At 70.1% G+C, this 12,180-nt stretch carries 9 protein-coding genes and 1 pseudogene; 4 read left to right on the top strand and 6 right to left on the bottom strand.

Translation table 11 applies throughout. The features are described from left to right. Window positions 1-40: 40 nt before the first annotated feature. Window positions 41-296, top strand: a pseudogene (locus ED92_RS43480) (Prokaryotic metallothionein). Between the two features lie 6 nt (window positions 297-302). Here the strand turns inward: ED92_RS43480 and ED92_RS33055 are convergent. After that, on the bottom strand, window positions 303-1,400 hold the full coding sequence (locus tag ED92_RS33055; RefSeq protein ID WP_037345159.1) for a Vms1/Ankzf1 family peptidyl-tRNA hydrolase: 1,098 nt from the start codon (window positions 1,398-1,400) through the stop codon (window positions 303-305). A 141-nt stretch (window positions 1,401-1,541) separates the two neighbouring features. After that, entirely contained in the window at window positions 1,542-1,838 is a 297-nt protein-coding gene (locus ED92_RS43475) for a hypothetical protein (RefSeq protein ID WP_235213422.1), read from the bottom strand. Between ED92_RS43475 and ED92_RS43470 the strand changes: the two genes are divergently transcribed. After that, on the top strand, window positions 1,816-2,046 hold the full coding sequence (locus ED92_RS43470) for a hypothetical protein (RefSeq protein WP_235213421.1): 231 nt from the start codon (window positions 1,816-1,818) through the stop codon (window positions 2,044-2,046). The genes ED92_RS43475 and ED92_RS43470 overlap by 23 nt on opposite strands. A gap of 6 nt (window positions 2,047-2,052) precedes the next feature. Here the strand turns inward: ED92_RS43470 and ED92_RS33045 are convergent, their stop codons facing one another. Both ED92_RS33045 and ED92_RS33040 read right to left on the bottom strand, forming a co-directional pair. Beyond that, window positions 2,053-3,786: a sodium:proton antiporter gene (locus ED92_RS33045; RefSeq protein WP_037345791.1), complete on the bottom strand. Its 1,734-nt coding sequence runs from the start codon at window positions 3,784-3,786 to the stop codon at window positions 2,053-2,055. Window positions 3,787-3,873: 87 nt separating this feature from the next. Beyond that, window positions 3,874-5,505, bottom strand: coding sequence for a cytosine permease (locus tag ED92_RS33040; protein WP_037345157.1), 1,632 nt, complete (start codon window positions 5,503-5,505; stop codon window positions 3,874-3,876). 671 nt (window positions 5,506-6,176) lie between these two features. Between ED92_RS33040 and ED92_RS33035 the strand changes: the two genes are divergently transcribed. Both ED92_RS33035 and ED92_RS33030 read left to right on the top strand, forming a co-directional pair. Further along, window positions 6,177-9,167 carry a BTAD domain-containing putative transcriptional regulator gene (locus ED92_RS33035; protein WP_037345156.1) on the top strand — a complete coding sequence of 997 codons (2,991 nt, stop codon included), beginning with the start codon at window positions 6,177-6,179 and terminating at the stop codon, window positions 9,165-9,167. A 31-nt stretch (window positions 9,168-9,198) separates the two neighbouring features. Further along, the gene (locus ED92_RS33030; protein WP_037345154.1) at window positions 9,199-10,425 is read left to right on the top strand and encodes an FAD-dependent monooxygenase; all 1,227 of its coding nucleotides are present in this window, start codon (window positions 9,199-9,201) and stop codon (window positions 10,423-10,425) included. Here the strand turns inward: ED92_RS33030 and ED92_RS33025 are convergent. Together ED92_RS33025 and ED92_RS33020 are read right to left on the bottom strand one after the other, a co-directional pair. Continuing rightward, window positions 10,422-11,165 (bottom strand): DJ-1/PfpI family protein, encoded by a 744-nt coding sequence (locus ED92_RS33025; RefSeq protein ID WP_037345146.1) that lies wholly within the window; start codon window positions 11,163-11,165, stop codon window positions 10,422-10,424. The genes ED92_RS33030 and ED92_RS33025 overlap by 4 nt on opposite strands. Before the next feature lie 18 nt (window positions 11,166-11,183). Beyond that, the gene (locus ED92_RS33020) at window positions 11,184-12,146 is read right to left on the bottom strand and encodes a GlxA family transcriptional regulator (protein ID WP_052121018.1); all 963 of its coding nucleotides are present in this window, start codon (window positions 12,144-12,146) and stop codon (window positions 11,184-11,186) included. Window positions 12,147-12,180 lie beyond the last annotated feature (34 nt).

Here is a 12,180-nt window from a genome sequence, read left to right as displayed (position 1 = left end):
CTCACGGTTGTCGGGGCCGTACACCGGGTAGCCCTCCAGCATGACGAACTGCGAAGTCTGCGGAAACGACTACGAAAAGACGTTCGAGATCCCACACCGTCGACGGAGCGAAGCACACCTTCGACTCCTTCGAATGCGCGATCCACCAGCTGGCGCCGATCTGCGAGCACTGCGGTTGCCGCGTGGTCGGACACGGCATCCAGGTGGAGGATCGCTTCTTCTGCTGCGCGCACTGCGCAAGGGAGAGCTCGGTCGTCGGCGGAGACAAGGCACGCGACGCCGTCGCGACGTCCTGAGCCGGGTCAGACCGCGAACCGAAGAACCGCACCGACGCCCTCCATCAGACCCTCACCACTGACGGGGACGATGTCCGCGCCTTCGGCCAGCACGGCCACCGGAAGCGCTTCGTCCGCGCGGCACTCGGTCAGCGTCTCCGCGCCGGAGAGTTCGAGATCCTCCTTCGCGGCCGCGACCTGGGTCGGCTCGCCGGAGACCCAGACCAGGCGATCCGCCAACGAATCGACGTCGATCAGCAACGTCTCGACGGCACCCGAACGCAGGGCGGCCGTCGTCCGCGCGAGCCCGTCCGCCGCCAGGCCGCCCTCGCGACCCTGTTCGGCACGGAAGCGGTCGATCACGTCTTGGCGGCCGCGTTCGGCGTGTTCGGTCAGCACCCGGTGTACCTCGGCTTCGAGGGCCTGCGGGCCACTTCCATCAGCCCGGCCGCCTTCCTCCAGCTCGACGACCTTCTCCTTACCGCGCGGGGCGAGTTCGTCGCGTACCTGCGCTCGCGCCTGCACCTCGCCCGCGAGCACCAGCACTTCGGCGCCGACGGAATCGGCGAGCTTCACCGCCTCCTGCGCGACTTCCGCGGCGTTGCGTTCGGCCACGGCCTCCACCCGATGCTGGATATTCCAGTAGGCCGAGCCGCCACCGCGCACCTTGTGCACCGGATGGTCCTCGCCCTGGACGGTCCGCTGTTCGGCACCGTCCTCACCCGACGCGAACAGATCGGCCCCCGTCCGGTCCGCGACCACGACGACGTGCGGCACGACGGCCGGGGCGAGCCGCAGGAGCGGGAGAAGATACGGCTGCGGCGCGACACGGGCGACCTCACGGAGCGGCGGCTCCACGAGTTCCTCGTCGAGTACGACCTCGTCCCCCTCCGCGATCAGGGCCCGGCCCGCCTTGCCCTCCGAAGGCGGGGCGGCGGCCACCGCGGCGTCGAGGGCGGTGAGCGTCGGCTCCCGCGCACCCTCGTCGGCCAGCCGTTTGCGGAGCGAACGCCAGCGCAGCTCCAATCGCGCGGCGGCGTCCTCGGTGTCGTGCGAGTTGTCGAAGTAGACCGACGCGAACGGTCCTTCTCGGACGGTGACGTCCCGGAGCGTTGAGCTTTGCACGATGTCTCCTGTCTCGTCGGTTCCGCTTCCGATCTTCGGGTACCCGAGAGAAGGCGGGTGAATCACCCTTGCCCGAGAACGCGTCGATCGGGCAGAGCATCGCGCGGCGCTGGAGGGCCCGGACGCTGTTGGGGTGCTTGTTCATCGCTTCGGCGCGACTTGGGAAGCGGGAACGAAACACCGCCTCTCACCAGCGGGGAACGCGCCGTCCTGGGATGGCGCGAGATGCTCGTCTTCCCCTCGCGCCGTCCCGTCGAGCCAGACCACGGCTTCCCGGCCGCTCGCGGTGACGAGCACACCTCGCACGACCCGGACCACGACGGAACAGGCGGTCCGGACGACGCCACCGGCGCGGCCCGATTTCCAGGTGCGTTCCTCGCAGTGGAACGGGCCGTGCAACGAAAACGCCTGCTCGATGAGCGCGGTTTTCCGCAACAACGGCGGCACGGGTTCCGGATCCGCGACGTTCTTCGTGCTGTGGCCGGACAAATTCAGCTATCTCGCGCAGTGCTCCGTCGTACTCCCGCGCACGGGCGAGAACGATTTCACCAGTGCCGGATGCGTCGCGAGCAGCGCGCAACTCCAGAACTACTTCCGCACGCACCGCGGCGGAACCGTGCGGCTGTACGTCAAGACCGAGAGCTGACCGCGATCAGGAGACCGGCCGGTCCGCCAGCTGTTCGAGCCGGGCCATCTCGACGTCGAGGGCGGTCTGGGCCCGGCTCAGCGCCTCGGAGCTGTATGCGCCGCTCGACCGGGCGTGCTGGAGACGTTCGGATTGTTCGGTCAGGACCCGCAAGCGCAGCCGCAGGTACTGCTCGATCTGTTCCGGGGCCGGGCGGTCGCCCGGTGAGGCGGGTGGGACGCGCACGTCCGAGCGCACCCGGTCCACGACCCGGTCGCCGAAGGGCCCGTTGCCCGGATCCTCCAGGTCGGGATCGTCCAAAAGGGACTTCGCCGCGTCGGCCAGTTCGGTGGTGAGCCGGACGTATTCGCGCCGCAACCGGCCCGGGTCCTCCGACGGCACGCGCGCCGCGCGGATGACCGCCGGCAGCGTCATGCCCTGGACCAGCAGCGTCGTGGTCGCCACCACGTAGGCGATCAGGACCAGCAGGGCGCGGTCCGGCGTGTCCTGCGGCAGGGTCTGCGCCGCCGCGAGGGTGATCGCGCCGCGCATCCCCGCCCAGCCGAGCACCACCCCACCGCGCCAGCCCAAGGTCTCGGTGAGCCGGAACTCGACGTCGGCGGCGGCGCGGTCGAGCCGTTTCCGGAAATGCGCCACCCGCCTCGGTGACGCCTTGTCCAGCCGTTCGGTGACGGCGGGATTCGACTCGTCACCCCGCAGCACCGCCTGTGTCGTCTCCAATCGGGGCTTGAACCGCGCGGCCTTCCGCTGCTCGCGGTACAGGCCGCCGACCAACGGCCCGACGAAGACGATGCGCGCGACGATGACAAGTGCCGACGCGGCCAGTCCGATGGCGAGTGCGCGCCACACGCTCGAACCGTCCTTGTGCACCTCGTCGATGAGGGTTTTGACGCTGAGTCCCATGAGCAGGAACATCGCGCTTTCCAGCAGGAAGGCCGCGGTGCGCCAGTTGACGGCCTCGGCGAGCCGGTCCGTCGCGCGCAGATGCCGCGGGGCGAGATGACCGGTCACCAGGCCGGCGACGACGACCGCGAGCACTCCCGAGGCTCCGGCCTCTTCGGCGGGCAGGAACGCGATGAAGGGGACCACGAACGAGATCGCGGTGTTGAGCACGGCGTTGCCCAGCAACGCGCGCACCCGGACGTTGACGATCCCGACGAGCAATCCGATCCCGACCGCCACGACGACCGCGAAGAAGAACTCCCCCACGATGCCCCAGACGGACACCGACCCGGCGACCGCGGCGACGGCCGACCGCAGCAGCACGAGCGCGGAGGCGTCGTTGACCAGCCCTTCGCCTTCGAGCACGGTCAGCAGCCGGGGCGGGAGGCCGAGCCGACGCCCCACGGACGTCGCCGCGACGGCGTCGGTCGGGCTGATGACCGCGCCGAGCGCGAACGCGGCGGGCCAGCCGATGTCCGGGATCAGCTCGTGGAACAGCCAGCCCGCGCCCAGGGTCGTCCCCACCACGAGCAGCACCGCGAGACCGGTGATCGGCCGGATGTTCCGCCGGAAATCGACCACCGGCATGTTCACCGCCGCCGAATACAGCAGCGGCGGGAGCACTCCGGCGAGGATCAGCTCGGGCTCGACCTCGGGATGCGGGACGCCGGGCAGGAAGCTCAGCCCGATACCGGCCACCACGAGGCTCAGCGGAGCGGCCACGTTGAGCCGCTCGGAGAACGCGGCCACCAGGACGATGCTGACGACACCGAGGACGACGACGAGGGTCAGGTTCACCGGGTTCACGTGTCCTCTCGCCGGTCAGTGGCTTGCCGTGTCCATTGGTGACACGAGGTCACCGGACCCGCAAGTCGACGCCCTCGATCAGGGCCCGGCGGGAAGGATGTGGTGTCCTTCCCGGTCCGTGCTCAGGCACAACGAGCAGATCGTCCCGCCGGTCGCGGACGCCGTCATGTCGGGGCGCTCATAGGCCTCTCCGCAGACCTCGCAGTCGTAGTGGGTGCCGCTCGGATTGCCGTCTTCGTCCAGGATCGGCTCGGTGATGCCGTCATCGGTGCGGCGTAGGTAGAAACGCCCGCGGGTGAGCACCGCCATCAGCGGGGTCAGCACGATCGCGACCACCACCGCGACCAGCGGGGAGTACGGCCGGATGCCGGCGCCGAAGAGTCCGAAGTAGACGGAGATCGACAGGAGCGAGGAACCCAGGAAAGCGACGACACCGACCGGGTTGACCGCGAACAGCATGCCGCGCCGGAACTCCGGTTGTTTCGGCGAGAGCCCGAGCACGAACTTGTTGATCGCGATGTCGGTGGCGACGGTGACCACCCACGCCATCGCGCAGTTCGAGTAGAAGCTCAGGATGCCGTTGAGGAAGCTGAACATGTCCGCCTCCATCAGGGTCAGCGCGATGGCCAGGTTCACCAGCACGAACACCAGCCTGCCCGGATAGCGTTTCGTGATCCGGGTGAAGGAGTTCGTCCACGCCAGCGACCCGGAATAGGCGTTGGTGACATTGATCTTGACCTGGCTGAGCACCACCAGGACCAAGGCCAGCGGTACCACCAGCCACGACGGCATGACTTCGGTGAACACGCCGGTGAACTGCTCGATCGGCTCGACGGCGGCCGCCTTGCCCACCGCGTCCAGGATGTAGACCGCCATGAACACGCCGATCGCCTGCTTGATCGCGCCGAAGAACACCCATCCCGGCCCGGCCAGCACCATCGAGGTCCACCAGGCGCGCCGGTTCTCCGCCGTGCGCGGCGGCATGAAACGCAGGTAGTCGACCTGCTCGCCGATCTGCCCCATGAGGGAAAGGCACACTCCGGCACCGAGCATGATCGCGGCCGTGCTCAGCCCGGCGCCGCCCTCGCCTTCGTAGGACAGCCACCGCTGGACCGAACCGGGATCCTTCACGACGAGGAACACCAGCGGGGCCACCATCAGCAGCAGCCACAGCGGATTCGTCCAGCTCTGCAGTTTCGCCAGTACCTTCATGCCGTAGATGACCAACGGGATGATCACCAGGGTGGACACGAGGTAGCCGAGCCACAACGGCAGCGATATCGCGTACTTCAGGCCCTGCGCCATGATCGAGCCTTCGAGCGCGAAGAAGATGAAGGTGAAGCTGGCGAAGATGACGCTGGTGAGCACCGAACCGTAGTAGCCGAAACCGGAACCACGGGTGATCAGGTCGAGGTCGATGTTGTACCGGGCGGCGTAGTAGGCCAGCGGGAACCCGGTCACGAAGATGATCACCGCCGCCAGGGCGATCGCCAGCAGCGCGTTGCCCGTGCCGTGGGTCAGGCCGATACCGGCGCCGATCGAGAAGTCCGCCATGTAGGCGATCCCGCCCAGCGCGGAAGCGCCGACCACCGCCGGTGTCCAGCGACGGTACGTCCTCGGCGCGAATCGGAGGGTGTAGTCCTCGAGGGTTTCCTTCGTCGCGCCGAGGCCGGCGGGCGCGGCACGGGTCTCCGATTCTTCGATGGTCATGACCGAGGTCTCCTCCAGGGCACCGGGGACGGGAGCCAGAAGGTACGAACGCCTCGTTTCCGCCCGTCCGCCCGGTTGTGACGGCCGGGTTTCCGTGTGTTGCCGGATGTTCGCGCGGCCGTTAACAAGGCGGGTAGGGCGAAGGCGGCGTGTTGCGAAAGCCACTTTCGCAACGTTGGAGGTTGCGAAAGTGGCTTTCGCAACGTCAGCGGCCACGGCCGCCCTAGAGCGACAACCTTAGAGGGCGAAATGTCTGATTGACACCCAGCTGCACGGTTTCCCAGTCATGGCGACCTTCAGAAAGTGTCCACAAGGGACATTCCGCGTCGGCCAGGTGTCCAGTTCATGCCTGTATGAGAGATTTCAGAGGGAGTCGCGAGTGATAAAGGCGGTTGAGGGGGTAAGGCAAAGGTGGTGTGTCCCGAAAGCCACTTTCGGGACGTCTGATGTCCCGAAAGTGGCTTTCGCGACATCAGCGCGGCCGGGTCCCGTCACGAGTCGTCCGTCTGATCACGCGTGTCGTGTTCGTGGGCGGGCCAGCGATGGTCGAGCGCGGGGTCGTGAGTGGCGTTTCGGGTTAGAACCCGAAACGCCACTCACGACCCCGCCCGAAGCGCCCAAATCCCCGAGTCCCCGCTCACGACCAGCCGGAGTGGGCCAGAATCGTCGGCGTGCAGTTCGCCATCCTCGGGCCGGTCGAAGCCCGCCGTCCCGACGGGACACCCATCGCGCTCGGCGGGCCGCAGCTTCGGGGTCTGCTCGCCCTCCTCGCGCTCGACGCCGGGCGGATCGTCGGCGCCGACCGGCTGATCGACGGCCTGCACGGCGACGATCCGCCCGAGGGCGCCGCCGAAGCCCTGCAGTCCCAGGTCTCCCGGCTCCGGCGGCGGCTGAAGGACGGCGGCGCGCCCGACGGGCTCGTCGAGTTCACCCCCGCCGGATACCGGCTGGCCGTGGATCCGCAGGACGTCGACCTCCACCGTTTCGAACGCCTCACGGCCCAGGCGCGCGAGACCGCCGAGGCGGCCATGAAGCTCGCGCTCTTCACCGAAGCCCTGGCGCTGTGGCGCGGGCCCGCTCTCGACGGGCTCGCCGACCCACCGCGCGCGGCCCGGCTCGCCGAGCTGCGGCTGGCCGCGATCGAGGACCGCGTCGAAGCCGGGCTTGCCTTGGCACAGCACGAAAAGCTCGTCGCCGAACTCCGTGAGCTCGCGCGGGAACATCCCCTGCGGGAACGGCTCACCGCCCAGCTCGTCCGCGCCCTGCATGGCAGCGGCCGGTCCGCCGAGGCGCTCGCCGTATTCGCCGAGGCCCGCAGCCGCCTCGCCGACGAACTGGGCGCCGACCCGTCCGCGGAGCTCGCCGACGCGCACGCCGCCGTCCTGCGAGGGTCACCGGCCCGCCGGGTTCCCGTGCCGCTCACGGGATTCGTCGGCCGCGACGAACTCGGCCGGCTCGTCGCCGCGCTCGGGACCACGCGGCTCGTCACGCTCACGGGGCCCGGCGGAGCGGGCAAGACACGGCTCGCCGTCGAAGCGACTTCCTTGCAGGACGGCGAAGTCTGCTTCGTCGAACTCGCCGCGGCGACCGAGGTCGCGCCCGCCGTCCTCGCCGCCCTGGGCCTGCGCGAACAAGGCGTCCTGACGCCGGGAGCGGTTTCGGAGCCCGCCGACCGCCTGGTCGCCGGGCTCGCCGACCGGTCGCCGCTGCTCGTCCTCGACAACTGTGAACACGTCGTCGAAGAAGCCGCGCGGCTGGTGCGGCGCCTGCTGTCGGAGTGCCCTGGTCTGCGGGTGCTCGTCACGAGCCGCGAAGCGCTGGGCCTGACCGGCGAAACGCTGGTACCGGTCGGTCCCCTGCCCGCGGGCGTCGCCGCCCGGATGTTCACCGAGCGGGCCGCGGCGGTCGCTCCCGGGCAAACGCCGGATCCGGCCGCCGTGACCCGGATCTGCGCCGAGCTCGACGGTCTGCCGCTGGCGATCGAGCTCGCCGCCGCGCGGTTGCGGACCCTGTCCGCCGCCGATGTCGCCGCCCGGCTCGGCGACCGGTTCGGGCTGCTGTCCCGCGGCGAGCGGACCGCCGAACCGCGGCACCGGACGCTGCGCGGCGTCGTCGAGTGGAGCTGGGACCTGCTCGATCCGCGAGAACGGCGGCTCGCCGGCCGGTTCGCGGTGTTCGCCGGTGGCGCGAGGCTCGACGCCGTCGAACGCGTCTGCGCCGTGCCCGACGCGGAAGGCGTGCTGGCCGGGCTGGTAGAGAAGTCCTTCGTCGAGTTCGACGGCGGCCGGTACCGGATGCTGGAGACCATCCGCGCGTTCTGCGCCGAGCACGGCGAGGACCGGCGCGCCGAACACGCCGAATACTTCCTCGGTCTCGCCCTCATGTCCGAACCGAAGCTGCGCGGCGCGGACCAGCTGGTGGCGCTGGAAGCACTGAGCGCCGAGCACGCCGAACTGCACGCCGCCTTGCGCTGGAGCGTGACCGCCGCCCCGGACCTCGCCCTGCGGCTCATCGCGGCCCTGACCTGGTACTGGTGGCTGCGTGGGTTGCGCGGCGAGGCGACACCGTTCGCGGACGCCGCACTCGCCGCCATCGGCCCCGAACCGCCGCCGGGGCTGACCGAGGAATACGTCCTCGGCCTGGTCCACGCGTCGGCCGCCGACGTCGGGATCGAATCGATCCTGCGGCGGCTCGACGGCCCGCTGCGCTACCCGTACCTGTTCCTGCTGTGGGCGTTTTCCCCGCACCCCAAGGCGAAAGAGGGGGAACGGCTCGCCGCGCTCATCGGCGACGATCGCTGGTCGCGGGCGTTCGCGCGGATCAGCGACGGCCTCGGCGCGCAGTACAACGGCCGGATCGCCGACGCTGAAGAACACTTCTCCGCGTCACTGGCCGGGTTCCGCGAACTGGGTGACCGCTGGGGCGCGGCGAGCACACTGGAGAAGCTCGCCGAGTTCGCGGACTGGCGCGGCGATCACGTCCGGTTCCGCGAGCTGATGGACGAATCCGTGCGTCTGGCCGCGGAACTCGGTTCCTTCGAAGACGCCGCCGATCTGCTCTGCCGCCGCGCCGACGGCGTCCTGCGCGCGGGTGACACCAAGGCCGCGAAAGCCGACTACGAAGCCGCCGCCGACCAAGCGCGCGGCAACCCGCTGACGCTCGCGCGGGCCCGAGGCGGGCTGGGCGAGATCGCCCGTCGCCAGGGCGACCTGGTGACGGCCCGGCGCTGGTACACCGCCGCGCTCGGCCTGGACACCGGCCCGGTGACCGGCGGCGAGACACGGATCCGGCTCCACACCGGCTTCGGCTGGACGATGGCCGCCGCCGGCGACCTCGACGCGGCGACCGAACTGCACCAGGAAGCGCTCGCGACCGCGCTGGAATACGCGAATCTGCCCGGCGCGGCCCAGGCGATCGAAGGACTGGCCGGGGTCCTCGCCGCGCGTGACGAGGACGAGCGGGCGGCGTTCCTGCTCGGCGTGGCGGTCGGGCTGCGCGGCGCGCCCGTCGCCGGGGACGCCGACGTCGACGGAGTGATGGACCGCGTCCGGGCCCGCATCGGCGCCGATGCCTACTCCGACGCGTTCGCCCGGGGCCGGGAAATGCCTCCTGACCAGGCGATCCACGAACTCGGTCAGCGGCGGTTCGCGCTCGGTTCGTGACCGGTGAGCGGGTACGTCCACGCTGCCGGACATGACGAAGAACATCCTGATCTCCGGTGCCGGCGTCGCCGGGCCCACCCTCGCCTGGTGGCTGCACCACCACGGCTTCAGCGCCACCGTCGTCGAGCGGGCCCCGAGCCCGCGTGAAGGCGGCTACAAGGTCGACATCCGCGGCGTCGCCGTCGACGTCGTCCGCCGGATGGGCCTGCTCGACGAGGTGCACGCGGCGAGCACCGACATGCGAGGCGCCGCGTTCGTGAACAAACGAGGCAAGCAGCTCGCCACGCTCGACGCCGACACTTTCGGCTTCCGCCACGGCGACGACACCGAAATCCTCCGCGGCGACCTGGCGAAGATCCTCTACGACGCCACCCGGGAGGACACCGAGTACGTCTTCGGCGACTGGATCACCGGGCTGGCACAGCGTTCCGACGGCGTCGACGTGACGTTCGCGCACGGAGCCCCGCGCCGGTTCGACCTGGTCGTCGGCGCCGACGGGCTGCACTCCGGCGTCCGCGCGCTCGCTTTCGGGCCGGAAGAAGACTTCCTGCACCGATTCGACGCCTACATCTCGATCTCCACCGTGCCCAACACCTTCGAACTCGACCGCTGGGAACTGCTGCACTCGGCCGCGCCCGGCAAGATGGTCAACGTCTACAGCACCGCGCGTGCCGACGACGCCAAGGCCGCGTTCTGGTTCAGCGCCCCGCCGTTGCCCTACGACCGGCGGGACGTCGAAAGCCAGAAGAACCTCGTCGCCCGCCAGTTCGCCGAACTGGGCTGGGAGATCCCGGCGTTGCTCGACGCCATGCGCGAGGCGGGCGACTTCTACTTCGACCCGGTGTGCCAGATCCGCATGGACCGGTTTTCGGCCGGGCGCGTCACCCTCCTCGGTGACGCGGGCTATTGCCCGTCGCCCGCCTCGGGGCAGGGCACGAGCCTGGCCCTCGTCGGCGCGTACGTCCTGGCGGGCGAGCTGGCGGCTTCGGACGACTTCACGGCGGCATTGTCCCGCTACGAAACGGAAATGCGTCCGTACGTCGAGAAGAACCAAGCCCTGGCGAAGACCGCGCTGCGCGGGATCATCCCGCAGTCGCGGGCGTTCGCGTGGTTCAACACCCGGATGATCAAGCTGATGCCCTATCTCCCCGGCCGCAACCGGGTCCTGGAGCAGATGGCCCGCCCGATCCGGGAAGCGGCGAACGCGTTGGTGCTGAAGGATTACACCGAGCGCCCGGTCTCGGACGGCCCCCGTTAGACCTGCGAATCCGCGAGCAGTTTCAGCGCGAGCGCCTTGAGTTCCGGGCTCGCCTTCGCGGCGTCGCCCGAGTCGAAAGGCGGTTGCGGGTCGTATTCGACGGCGAGCTGGATACCGCGCGCGATCTCTTCACCGGCCAAAAGGGACGCGAGATGGAAGGCGAGGTCGATCCCGGCGGACACGCCCGCCGCGGTGACGACCTTGCCGACCTGAACGTAGCGCTCGGGCACGTAACGCACGCCGAAGGTCTTCTCCAGATAGTCCGCTGAGGCCCAGTACGTCGTGGCCCGCTCGCGGAGCAGTCCGGCCGCGCCGAGGATCAAGGATCCCGTGCACACCGACGTCGTCCACGTCGTGTGCCGATGGATCCGGCGGATCCAGTCGAGCAGGACCGGGTTCTTCATGGCGGCGCCCGTGCCGCGGTTGCCCGCACCCGGGACCAGCACCACGTCCAGGCGGTGCACCTCGGCCACCGAACGTTCCGCCAGCACCGCGACGTCACGGGTGTCCGTGCGCACCGGGCCGCGTTCCTGGGCGATCATCGTCACCGTGGCGCCGGGCAGCCGGGACAGGACCTCGGCCGGTCCGGTCGGATCCAGCAGGCTGAACCCGTCGTAGAGCAGGATGCCGATCTTCGGTCCCTTGGTCTCCGCCTGAGCCGTGCCGGTGCCGAGGCCGAACGCCGCGGCTGCCGCGACTCCGGCCAATACTGTCCTGCGGGTGGTCTTCGCACTGTCCATGCCGCGATTCTGGGGAGCTCAGGCGCCGATCGGGCGGGGCATGTCCGTCATCCTGCGAAGTGTGTCCCCGCTGATCCCGTAGTACTGGCGGAAAGCCGTCCGCAGGGTCTCCGCCGAGGCGAATCCGCATCGCCGCGCGACCGCGGCCAGCGGCAACGCGGTGGACCGCACCAGCTGGGCGGCGGCTTCGGTCCGCGCCGTCCGCACGGTGCGGGCCGGGGTGCTGCCCAGCTGGGCGGTGAACAGCCGGGTGAGGTGCCGCGTGGTGACCCCGGCGCGGGCCGCCAGCGCCGGCGGGCTCAGGTCTTCGGCGAGATGCGCGGCGATGTACCCCAAGAGGTCGCGCACGACCCGGTTGCCCGGCGGCGGGACGGCCAGGAACGTGCTGATCTGGGCCTGATCGCCCGGGCGGTGCAGATAGGTCACCAGTTCGCGGGCGACCTCGCGGGCCAGCGTCGGACCGCAGTCGTCCTCGATCAGCGCGAGCGTGAGATCCAGCGCACTGATGACCCCGGCCGAGGTGAACACGTTGCCGTCGCGGATGTAGAGCGGAGCCGGATCGACCTTCACCGCCGGGAAGGTGGCGGCGAGCAGCTCGCCGTATCCCCAATGCGTCGTGACCCGCCGGTCGTCGAGCAACCCGGCGGCCGCCAGCACGAAGGCACCCGTGCACACCGAGGCGATCCGCCTGCTCCGTCCGGCCAGCCGCCGCACCTGCGTCAGCAAGCGCTCGTCCGCCGCGGCCGCGCCCGTTCCCGCGCCACCGACCACGATCACCGTGTCCACCCGCCCGGACACCTCGGCGAGCCGCCGGGCACCCGCGAGCATGATCCCCGACGAACTCCGTGTCGTCCGCCCCTGAACCGTCGCCAGCTCGACGACATACGGTGGCGCCGCGCCGTGCGAGTTCGCGATCTCCAGCGCCCCGCTGGGACAGGCGACATCGAGGATCTGGGCGTCGTCGAAGGCGACGATCACCACCCTGCGCACCGTTTCCTTTTCAACCCCCACACGG

It is taken from the genome of Amycolatopsis sp. MJM2582 (assembly GCF_000754115.1).
Taxonomy (GTDB): Bacteria; Actinomycetota; Actinomycetes; order Mycobacteriales; family Pseudonocardiaceae; genus Amycolatopsis; species Amycolatopsis japonica.
The sequence above is the reverse complement of the archived record's forward strand: the minus strand, read 5'-3'. Positions and strand labels throughout refer to the sequence as shown.

Excerpts from the sequence above, each read along its gene's own strand:
- ED92_RS33025 (WP_037345146.1), bottom strand. The coding sequence starts at position 11,165 with ATGGACAGTGCGAAGACCACCCGCAGGACAGTATTGGCCGGAGTCGCG.
- ED92_RS33040 (WP_037345157.1), bottom strand. The coding sequence starts at position 5,505 with ATGACCATCGAAGAATCGGAGACCCGTGCCGCGCCCGCCGGCCTCGGC.
- ED92_RS43470 (WP_235213421.1), top strand. The coding sequence starts at position 1,816 with ATGAGCGCGGTTTTCCGCAACAACGGCGGCACGGGTTCCGGATCCGCG.
- ED92_RS33030 (WP_037345154.1), top strand. The coding sequence starts at position 9,199 with ATGACGAAGAACATCCTGATCTCCGGTGCCGGCGTCGCCGGGCCCACC.